Genomic DNA, 9,028 nt, shown 5'->3' on the forward strand with positions numbered 1-9,028 from the left:
CCTTGAGATGGATGACGCCAAGGACCGAGGCCGTGGCATTGCGGACCTCACCGACCGCCAGCGGGGTGCCGCCGGCCGCAGAGATCTCGTCGACGATCGTGCCCAGCGCGTCAGGTATGACCCCGCCCTGTCCGCGGATCCACTCGGCGACGGAAGCCGTTGCACCCTTGCGCAACTGGTGGCCGTCCTCGAGGTTGACGCCAGACATCCGGGTCATGGCGGTGAACTCGACCCACTCGGCGCCTGCGAGCTCACCGGGGGTACGGGCCCGTAACCCGTACTCCTGCTTGGCGAACACCACGATGGAGCGTCCCTCGGGCGTCTCGTCGGCCAGGCTGGACAGCTGTGCGGCGTCGGCGAGCTGTTCGGGCGTGACGCCAGGCAGTGGCACGAAGTCGGCGGCCTGCCGGTTGCCAAGCGTGATCGTGCCGGTCTTGTCGAGCAGCAGGACGTTCACGTCGCCTGCCGCTTCGACGGCGCGGCCGGACATCGCCAGCACGTTGCGCTGCACGAGCCGGTCCATGCCGGCGATGCCGATGGCCGAGAGCAGGGCGCCGATCGTGGTTGGGATGAGACACACCAACAACGCGACCATCACGATTCCGGTCACACCATTGCCGTCCAGGGCCGCGGAGTCCGGCACGCCGGGGTTGTTCGCCTTGGAGAAGATCGCCAAGGGCTGCAAGGTCGCCACCGCGAAGACGAAGATAAGGGTTAGTGCGGCGAGCAGGATGTTCAGTGCGATCTCGTTCGGCGTCTTCTGCCGGTTGGCGCCCTCGACGAGTGCGATCATCCTGTCGATGAAGCTTTCGCCGGGCTTCTGGGTGATCTTCACGACGATGCGGTCCGACAGCACCGTGGTGCCACCGGTCACCGCTGAGCGGTCACCGCCGGACTCGCGGATCACCGGTGCCGACTCGCCGGTGATGGCCGATTCGTCCACCGAGGCAATGCCTTCCACGACGTCACCGTCACCGGGGATGGCCTGGCCTGCTTCGACGACCACGAACTCGCCCTGCGCAAGCTGCGGCGCCGCGACCTCCTCCTCGGTTCCAGGGACGCCGGGCGCCCAGCCGGTGAGTCGACGCGCGACCATGTCGGTCTTGGCCTTGCGCAGGGTGTCGGCCTGGGCCTTGCCGCGGCCCTCGGCGACCGCTTCGGCGAGGTTGGCGAAGACCACGGTCAGCCAGAGCCAGACGACGATCAGCCCGGCGAACCAGCTCGGCTCGCGGATGGCCAACACCGTCGACCACACGGCGCCGACCTCGACGATGAACATCACCGGGTTGCGCCACAGCGTGCGCGGATCCAGCTTGCGCACCGCGTCGGGGACCGACTTCATCAACATCTTGGGGTCGAGCAAACCTCCCTTGACCGCGCCCTTCGGGGCGGGCGGGTCGGACCGCTGGACCGGAGTGGAATCAATTGTGGAAGTGGACATATCAGTGAATTCCTTCAGCGAGTGGCCCGAGCGCTAGGACGGGCAGAAAGGTGAGCGCGACGAGGATCACGGTGACACCGACGACCATGCCGACGAACTGGGGTCGGTGGGTGGGCAGCGTCCCGACGGATTCCGGCGTGCTGCCCTGCCTGGCCAGCGAGCCGGCCAGGGCGAGCACCAGGATGATCGGCAGGAACCGGCCGAGCGCCATCGCCAGCCCGAGGGCGGTGTTGTACCAGACTGTGTTGACGCTGATACCGGCGAAGGCCGAGCCGTTGTTGTTGGCCGCAGAGGTGAACGCGTACAACACTTCTGACAAGCCGTGGGGGCCGGTGTTCAGCATCGAGGCGCGTTGGTCCGGCAGCGCCATGGCGACGGCCGTCCCGGTCAGCACGATCAGCGGTGTGACGAGGAAGTAGCTTGCCGCCAGTTTGATCTCGCGCGGGGTGATCTTCTTTCCGAGGTACTCCGGTGTGCGGCCGACCATGAGGCCCGCGACGAACACCGTGATGACCGCGAGGATCAGCATGCCGTACAGGCCAGAACCGGTTCCGCCGGGCGCGACCTCACCGAGCTGCATGTTGAACAGCGTCATCATGCCGCCGAGGCTGGTGTACGAGTCGTGGAACGAGTTGACTGCGCCCGTCGAGGTCAGCGTAGTCGCGTCGGCAAAGACCGCCGAGTCGAACACTCCGAATCGCTGTTCGACGCCTTCGGATGCCGCGCCGATCGCGGTGGGGACCGTGCCATGGTGCTGCATCTGGAAGACGCACATCAGCGTCGTGCTGAGCAGCGCGATGACGCCCATGACGGTGACGATGGCGTAGCCCTGCTTCTTGCTGTCGACCATGCGGCCGAACATGCGGGGCATCGAGAACGCCACGACCAGCAGCAGGAAGATCTCGATCCAGTTCGTCCACGTCGTCGGGTTCTCGAACGGGTGCGCGGAGTTGGCGTTGAAGAAGCCGCCACCGTTGGTGCCGAGCTCCTTGATCGCCTCCTGGCTGGCGACCGGCCCGCCGGTGATGGTCTGCTGCGCCCCGTTGAGGGTGGTGACGATCTGATCGTGCAGATGGAAGTTCTGGATCACCCCGCCCGCTATCAGGATGATGGCCGCGATGAAGGCAATGGGCAGCAGGATCCGAAAAGTGCCGCGCACCAGGTCAACCCAGAAGTTGCCGAGCTCACCGGAGCGGGTGCGGGCGAAGCCGCGGACCAGGGCGACGGCCACGGCCATCCCGACTGCCGCGGAGATGAAGTTCTGCACCGTCAGGCCCGCCATCTGGACGAGGTGGCCTTGGGTGGATTCACCCGAGTAGGCCTGCCAGTTGGTGTTGGTGACGAAGCTGATGGCGGTGTTCCACGCCAGCGCCGGCGTCATCGGTGTACCCGGGTCGTTCAGGTGCAGAGGAAGTTTGCCCTGCAGGAGCTGGAACAGGAACAGGAACAGGACGCTGATCGCCGAGAAGGCCAGCACGCTGCGGGCGTAGGAGCCCCAGGTCTGTTCGGACTTGGAATCGGCACCGATGAGGCGGTAGATGATGCGTTCCGCGCGGGAATCCCTCTCGGAGTTGTACACGCGGTACATGTAGTCGCCGAAGGGCACGTGGACCGCGGCCAGTGCCAAGACCAGAAGGGCGAGGAACGTGATCCCCGCGGTGGTGGTGCTCACTAGAACCTCTCCGGAAAGAGCAGGGCTGCCACCATGAACACCGCGAGCCCTGCCACCAGCACCAGGCCGATCAGGTTTTCGGCGCTCACAGTCCCTCGACCAACTTCTGCACCAGGCCGAGCAGCGCGAAGATCGCCACCGTCAGCACGACGTACAGCAACACCGACATTTCATCTCCATTCACTGAGCAAGCCGGGCGGGAACCAACGACTCGCTGTGGCCATCCCGACACTTTCGCGACGTGACACTGATTGGAAAGCTAGACCTCGAAAACACCCTGAATAGGGGTCCTTTACGGTTCCTTTACGGCAGTGAAGGGGACCTTGACGGAATCCATGCGCTGCCCGCGGTGACGGACTCCGCCTGCGGTTCAGAGCCAGTGGTTGCGACGGAAGGTGCGGTAGAGAATCACGCAGGCCGTGGCCATCACGGCAAGCACCGTGGGGTAGCCCCAGGTCCACTGCAGCTCCGGCATGTGCTCGAAGTTCATGCCGAAGATGGCGGCCAGCATGGTCGGCACCGACACGATGGCCACCCAGGACGAGATCTTGCGCAGGTCGAGGTTCTGTTGCATGCCCGTCCGGGCCAATGCGGCCGTCAACAGTGACGTCAGCAGCTCGTCGTAACTGTTGATCCGCTCGGCCGCCAGGGTCTGGTGATCGATGACGTCGCGCAGATGACGGAGCACTTCCTTGCAGATCAGGTCCTTGTTGTCCGAGACGATTTCCTGCAACGCATCGGACAGCGGGTTGACCGCCCGCCTCAGCTCGAGGACTTCACGCTTGAGCAGGTAGATCTGGTCGATCTCCGTTGCGCTGCGCGGTGCGAAGATCTGCTCCTCGATCAGGTCGATGTCCGTCTCGACCCGCAGCGAGACCTCGCGGTAGTCATCGACGACGTGATCGGCGATGGCGTGCATGATGGCGAACGGACCCAACCGCAATTGGTGGGGATCGTCGTCCAGCTGCATGCGAACTCCGGCCAACCCGCTGAAGTCGCCGTGGCGCACCGTCACCACGAAGTCGCGCCCGACGAAGATCATGATCTCACCGGTGCCGACGATGTCGCGGGCCTTCGAGATCGATTCGTGGGGAATGTACTTCACCGTCTTGAGGACGAGGAACAGGGTGTCGTCATAGCGTTCGACCTTGGGCCGTTGATGAGCATGCACGGCGTCTTCGACAGCGAGCCGATGCAGGCCGAAGATCTCGCCGACCTCTCGCATCTGGTGGATGTCCGGTTCGTGCAACCCGATCCACACAAAGCCCTCGCCGAGTTCGTGCACCTTCGCCAGGGCGGCGACGAGGTTGGGTGTGTCGGGAAGCCGGCGGCCATCGACGTAGACGCCGCAGTCCACGATGGCGCTGGCGGCCGAAACGCGAGCCTGGTATCCGAGTCCGAGTCTGCTCAAGGGGTGACGGGCCGGGCTTGGTTCTGGCTCAGCCGGTCGTATACCTGCCACCAAATGGCTTCATGCTCAGCCGGACACGACTGCCCTCGATCACGTTGGGCGTCTGCCTGGCGCAGCGTCGCGACGAGCGACTTCAGTTCCGTGAACATGGTCGCGGACTGCGGGTCGGGATAGCCGGCGATGCGAACGACGCTCAGTGTGAGTACGCGTGCCCGCAACTCGGCCACCCGGGCGAACAGGATGGCGCCGCTGGCAAGGTAGGCGATCGTGGACGCAGCGAACGCCGTTGCTGGCGTGAGGAAGGAGCCCAGAACGATCTGCGACACCACCCAGAGCACCGCGCCCCATGTGGGCCACACCCGCCATGAGCGGAGTAACCGCCGTTCGGCGATGTCGAGGCCGGGGGGAAACAACACGAGCCGGTACCGCGTCACGCCGTGCCGGGTGGGCGAGACGTCGACGGAACCCCAGTCGTGACTGCCGTCGAGCAGGACGGCCCACCACCGCGCGAATGCCCGACGTTCGGAGCTGACCGGCTGCGCGAGAGGGCCAACGACCGTGGGAATCGGGGGATGCCGGTCGATCGGGTGGAGGGGTCCGGGCGCCCGTTGAGCCTGTGTGCCGTCATGGAACTCGCCATCGGCGGGCGGCGTCTGGATGTCACTCATGAATGCAGGTCTACCCATGGCGTCTGCGCATGGCGGCCATCTCAACGCGATCCCTACGGCGGCGGCGAGGAAATTTACGGAATCCCTACGGATCGTGAGTTTCCAGCGATGAGTGGACGGCGGCGTTGGGCACGCCGCCAGCATTGATGCGTCGCCTACCCCGCCCACATCCGCAGGCCGTGGGTCCAAGGTTCAGAGCCGCTTCCGTCGACGGGGAACTCGGCTCCGGCAATGACGTGTGCGCCGTCCCGTCAGCCGCCGAGTGCGGTGATCAATGCCTTGATCTTCGTGTACTCGTCCTCGGTGGCGGGCTCCTCGGCCTCGATGGCCTGTATCAGATCCAGCCGCAGACCGGCTCCATTGGCAGCCTCCTGCGCGCTCAGCTTGGCGCGCTTGCGTGTGAGGTAAAGCCGCTGACCGAGCGTCGATCCCGGTCCGTCAGCCGCCGTCTCGGCCAATTCGTCGTAGCTGGTACGTACTCCGCTGAGCGCGACGATGACAGCCGGCGTGGCTCGGTTGCGACTCGCTGCCTGCGACATCGCGGCCTCCAGCTTGCGTAGTCCGCTCAGCACCACGGCGGCGCGCGAAGCAAACTCTCCGTCGCTCGGATCGGGCAGCGACTCGATCGCCGCGGTGTACATGTGCATTGCCGCATCGGCGACACTGACAATGACTGGTGCTTCACCTTCGTCTGGCGTGCCGTTGGCCACCGCTCCTCGTTTCGTTTCGTGGCGCACCGAGGCGCACCGATTCAGTGACAAAGTAGGGGCCCGACGCCGCCCCAAAACCCAGTGAATGTGACTGGAGCCCCGAGAAACCTAACGCCTAATCACGGTCGATTCAACCGAAGACCACCTCCGTCATACGGCGCATCGGTGATCCGTTCAACGGTTGTCCGTGCGGCGTTTGCGGGGGGTCGCTACAGGCCTGGTCGTTCAGCTCCGGACTCGACGCTGTGGCTTGGGGTCGACGAGGCGGGGCGGCCGAAGAAACGGACGGCGACGTCCACGAAATCCCGACCACCGGGTGACAAGCTGGGGCGCGAGGGAGGACACACCACGATCGAGGGCGGGTGAGGTGAAGGTTCTAGCATCACTACCGCTACTGGGCGTGGTCCTGGTGGCTGGGGCTGTTCTGGCATGCGGACCAGCAACTGCCGCACCGCTATGCGGAAGGAATCTCGCCTCCGAAGACGTCGTCGATGCCGTGAGATCACTACCGACATACCCGGGAACCGACCGGGCATGGGATGCCGACTCTCGGACCTTCGAGGGGAACTTCGACCCCTGTGCGACCTTGTCCACCGCCCTGGTCACGGTGGAAGGAGCGACGGGCAGTTCTCCGACGACTGCGCTGATGTTCCACAGCGGCACCTATCTGGGACGGCGACGTCCAAGGCGTACGGCTTCACGTCGTTCAACGACGCGTGGACCACCGACGACACCGTGGTGCTGAACTAAAGGCGCCAGGGGCATGCAACGGAGGGTGGGCTGACTCGCCCACCCACCGATGACGCCACCGGCGGCACCGATCGTGATGTGATCCAAGAAGATTCGCGTTGATCCGGGGCCGACGGCCTTCGTGCCGGGACGCCCGTGGGTCGACGTCATCGGTCCGACCTCGGCCAACGCGGCGCGCACCAGCTAGGTTGGATAGTCATGGCCCTGTCACCGGACATCGTGGGCATGACTTACGTGCATCCCGATCACTACGTTGTCGGCTCTGAAGAGATCCGCCAATACGCCGTGGCGGTGAAGAACGAGGACGCTGCGTACTTCGACGATGACGCCGCGCGCGCCTTGGGCCACGATGCGATTCTGGCTCCGCTGACCTTCATTTCGGTCTTCGGATACCACGCTCAGATGGCGTTCTTCGCGCACGCGAACATTCCGATCCTCGACGAGGAGCTCATCCAGGCCGAGCAGGGTCTGAAGATCCTCCGACCCGTCAAGGCTGGTGACACGCTGTACTGCCACATCCGTATCGATTCACTTCGGCAGGCCTTTGGGGCAGACGTTCTGGTGCTCAAGATCCGCATCACCAACCAGAACGGCCAGACGGTCCAAGAGGACTACACGACGCTCGCCGGACGCAGCGCACCAGCAGAACGCATCGAAACCGACTCCGTGTGAGCGGTCCGCGGCCGAGCGGCGGTAGTTACACCGGCGCGTAGCCGAGGCGGGACCGCTCGATCATTTCGCACAGGACGCCTGGGTGGATGTGTGGGCCCAGCACCAAGCCGATATGGGCGGCGACGTAGCTCGCCGTGTCGCTCATCAGTTGGTCCAACCACTCGGGCGGCATGGAGTAGGTATACGCGTTCGCCTCGCTAGGCATGGGGCCGATGAACTCCGAACCTTCACACAACACCCGGCTGTCGTCCTCGGCAGACAGGTAGCGGTCGTCGAACCGACCGAGGGCATACATCCCGGCAATCCGTTCCGTGACGGGGAGGCCGTGCCAATGGCGATCGCAGTGTGAGCAGAGTGGGTAGGCCGGGTCACCGAAGTTGCATCCGCTGCGCGGTTCACCGCCTGCCATCTGATGATCAACCAGCACCCCGATGCGGTCGACGAGGTCATCGCCCATATCGTCACCTCCGGTTCGGAACCGACACGCAATCGACTCTACGACGCAATGGACGTCATTCAAGGGCCTTCGAAATACCGTCCTCGGATTCGAGAGCAGGGAGGGCAACCGTCGGCAGGACGACGAGATGCCACGCCCGCGGTCTCGACGGTCCCCTCGATAGAGAGTTTGAGCGGCGTAACCCGTTGAACTACAGCCACATTCGGATCTGGCCTCCAAGATTCGGGGAGTCAAGAGTGACTCCAGTCTAACGTCGACGCGGCGTAGACCCTGGAGTGGGGACGCTTCGACACCTTGTTCATCGCGGACATAGTGGGCGTCTACGACCTTCACTACATGGGCGGCGACGGAACGATCAGGGCCGGATCACAATTTGCCGAGAATGACCCTGGCGCGCTCGTATCCGTATTGGGCTACGTTCACCGAGCGTCTCGGTATCGCGATACCCGTGCCATGCGAAGACGTTGTCGCATCGAGTTGCGTCCGAGGCGGGGCGGCGGCGCTGGAGTAAGACCGCGAGCGCGACCTCCACGCCTTACGCCCCATATTCGAGAAACGCAACTGCCCGTCGGGCGTCGCATTAGACTTTGCTCGTGCAGCCGACGGCCCTCGTAGGCGAGGTCCTCAGTACCATCGCTGTCCGCGTCAACGCGGGCGGCGACGTGTCGTCCCTGGGGACGGTCTGGCAACGGTCGGTGCTGGCGTCGGGGCGAGCCGAGCACTCCGCCTTCGGCGGTGTCGGCTGGTGGGTCCTCACGCTCGCCTCATTGCTGGCGTTACTCGCGATCGGCGGCGCTGCCAGCCGGGTGGCGCGTCGTCCCGTGTGGAAAGCCACACCGGAGCTGATCGTGCTACTCAATCAGTCTGCGGCGTTCTACGGCCGCTGGCCCGAAGATCGACTCGCGAGTGCTCTGCGCGACGAAGTGGTGCTCGAGGCCGCCAGGTGTCGACGGATCGTCGAGCTGCTGGAGCGGCGAACGGCACCCGGGATCGATCGCGGACCTGCTGAGAACGGACCCATCGCTGGCCTACAAGCGTGGATTGCACTGTTGTCCAAGCGAATCGACGGTCGCCACGATGTGCCGTCGGGGACGGCGTACGCTTAGCCGCCCAGGCCCGCCTTCAACGTCTGGTCCGGCTTTTGGGCTCGTCGAGTACGAATTCTGACGGACCGCCCTTGTCCACCACGCTCTGGGAGCTGCATGCGCCGAGGAGGATGACTGCGGCCGACCCCGCAGCTCAGCGAC

Annotated in this window: 11 protein-coding genes; 3 read left to right on the plus strand and 8 right to left on the minus strand. The window is 64.8% G+C overall.

Annotated features, from left to right (window positions below; translation table 11 throughout):
• The 7 genes from kdpB to QOI01_RS22670 form a co-directional block, all read right to left on the minus strand.
• On the minus strand, positions 1 to 1,441 hold a 1,441-nt coding region (gene kdpB, locus QOI01_RS22640), incomplete at its 3' end, for a potassium-transporting ATPase subunit KdpB (protein WP_526384913.1).
• 1 nt (position 1,442) lies between these two features.
• Positions 1,443 to 3,113 carry a potassium-transporting ATPase subunit KdpA gene (gene kdpA, locus QOI01_RS22645; protein ID WP_526384915.1) on the minus strand — a complete coding sequence of 557 codons (1,671 nt, stop codon included), beginning with the start codon at positions 3,111 to 3,113 and terminating at the stop codon, positions 1,443 to 1,445.
• Positions 3,113 to 3,202: a K(+)-transporting ATPase subunit F gene (kdpF, locus tag QOI01_RS22650; protein WP_526384917.1), complete on the minus strand. Its 90-nt coding sequence runs from the start codon at positions 3,200 to 3,202 to the stop codon at positions 3,113 to 3,115. The genes kdpA and kdpF overlap by 1 nt, the downstream gene beginning before the upstream one ends.
• Positions 3,199 to 3,297, minus strand: coding sequence for a potassium-transporting ATPase (locus QOI01_RS22655; RefSeq protein ID WP_318975390.1), 99 nt, complete (start codon positions 3,295 to 3,297; stop codon positions 3,199 to 3,201). The genes kdpF and QOI01_RS22655 overlap by 4 nt, the downstream gene beginning before the upstream one ends.
• 186 nt (positions 3,298 to 3,483) lie before the next feature.
• Entirely contained in the window at positions 3,484 to 4,575 is a 1,092-nt protein-coding gene (locus QOI01_RS22660; RefSeq protein WP_526384919.1) for a magnesium and cobalt transport protein CorA, read from the minus strand.
• Positions 4,521 to 5,192 (minus strand): DUF6611 family protein, encoded by a 672-nt coding sequence (locus tag QOI01_RS22665; protein ID WP_526384921.1) that lies wholly within the window; start codon positions 5,190 to 5,192, stop codon positions 4,521 to 4,523. Before QOI01_RS22665 ends, QOI01_RS22660 begins: the two co-directional genes overlap by 55 nt.
• 251 nt (positions 5,193 to 5,443) lie before the next feature.
• Positions 5,444 to 5,833: a RodZ family helix-turn-helix domain-containing protein gene (locus tag QOI01_RS22670; RefSeq protein WP_526384931.1), complete on the minus strand. Its 390-nt coding sequence runs from the start codon at positions 5,831 to 5,833 to the stop codon at positions 5,444 to 5,446.
• Between the two features lie 565 nt (positions 5,834 to 6,398).
• Here QOI01_RS22670 and QOI01_RS22675 point away from each other — a divergent pair.
• Both QOI01_RS22675 and QOI01_RS22680 read left to right on the plus strand, forming a co-directional pair.
• The gene (locus QOI01_RS22675; RefSeq protein WP_526384923.1) at positions 6,399 to 6,647 is read left to right on the plus strand and encodes an LppP/LprE family lipoprotein; all 249 of its coding nucleotides are present in this window, start codon (positions 6,399 to 6,401) and stop codon (positions 6,645 to 6,647) included.
• A gap of 203 nt (positions 6,648 to 6,850) precedes the next feature.
• Entirely contained in the window at positions 6,851 to 7,324 is a 474-nt protein-coding gene (locus tag QOI01_RS22680; protein ID WP_526384925.1) for an FAS1-like dehydratase domain-containing protein, read from the plus strand.
• Positions 7,325 to 7,349: 25 nt separating this feature from the next.
• On the opposite strand, the gene QOI01_RS22685 is transcribed toward QOI01_RS22680, so the two are convergent.
• Positions 7,350 to 7,781 (minus strand): hypothetical protein, encoded by a 432-nt coding sequence (locus QOI01_RS22685; protein ID WP_526384927.1) that lies wholly within the window; start codon positions 7,779 to 7,781, stop codon positions 7,350 to 7,352.
• Between the two features lie 593 nt (positions 7,782 to 8,374).
• On the opposite strand from QOI01_RS22685, the gene QOI01_RS22690 reads away from it, so the two are divergent.
• The gene (locus tag QOI01_RS22690) at positions 8,375 to 8,887 is read left to right on the plus strand and encodes a hypothetical protein (protein WP_526384929.1); all 513 of its coding nucleotides are present in this window, start codon (positions 8,375 to 8,377) and stop codon (positions 8,885 to 8,887) included.
• Positions 8,888 to 9,028: the final 141 nt, after the last annotated feature.

It is taken from the genome of Mycobacterium sp., assembly GCF_032162605.1.
GTDB lineage: Bacteria > Actinomycetota > Actinomycetes > Mycobacteriales > Mycobacteriaceae > Mycobacterium.

What these genes read in the sequence shown, in the direction of transcription:
- QOI01_RS22665 (WP_526384921.1), bottom strand. Translation starts at nt 5,192, where the DNA reads ATGAGTGACATCCAGACGCCGCCCGCCGATGGCGAGTTCCATGACGGC.
- QOI01_RS22680 (WP_526384925.1), top strand. Translation starts at nt 6,851, where the DNA reads ATGGCCCTGTCACCGGACATCGTGGGCATGACTTACGTGCATCCCGAT.
- QOI01_RS22685 (WP_526384927.1), bottom strand. Translation starts at nt 7,781, where the DNA reads ATGGGCGATGACCTCGTCGACCGCATCGGGGTGCTGGTTGATCATCAG.
- QOI01_RS22670 (WP_526384931.1), bottom strand. Translation starts at nt 5,833, where the DNA reads ATGTACACCGCGGCGATCGAGTCGCTGCCCGATCCGAGCGACGGAGAG.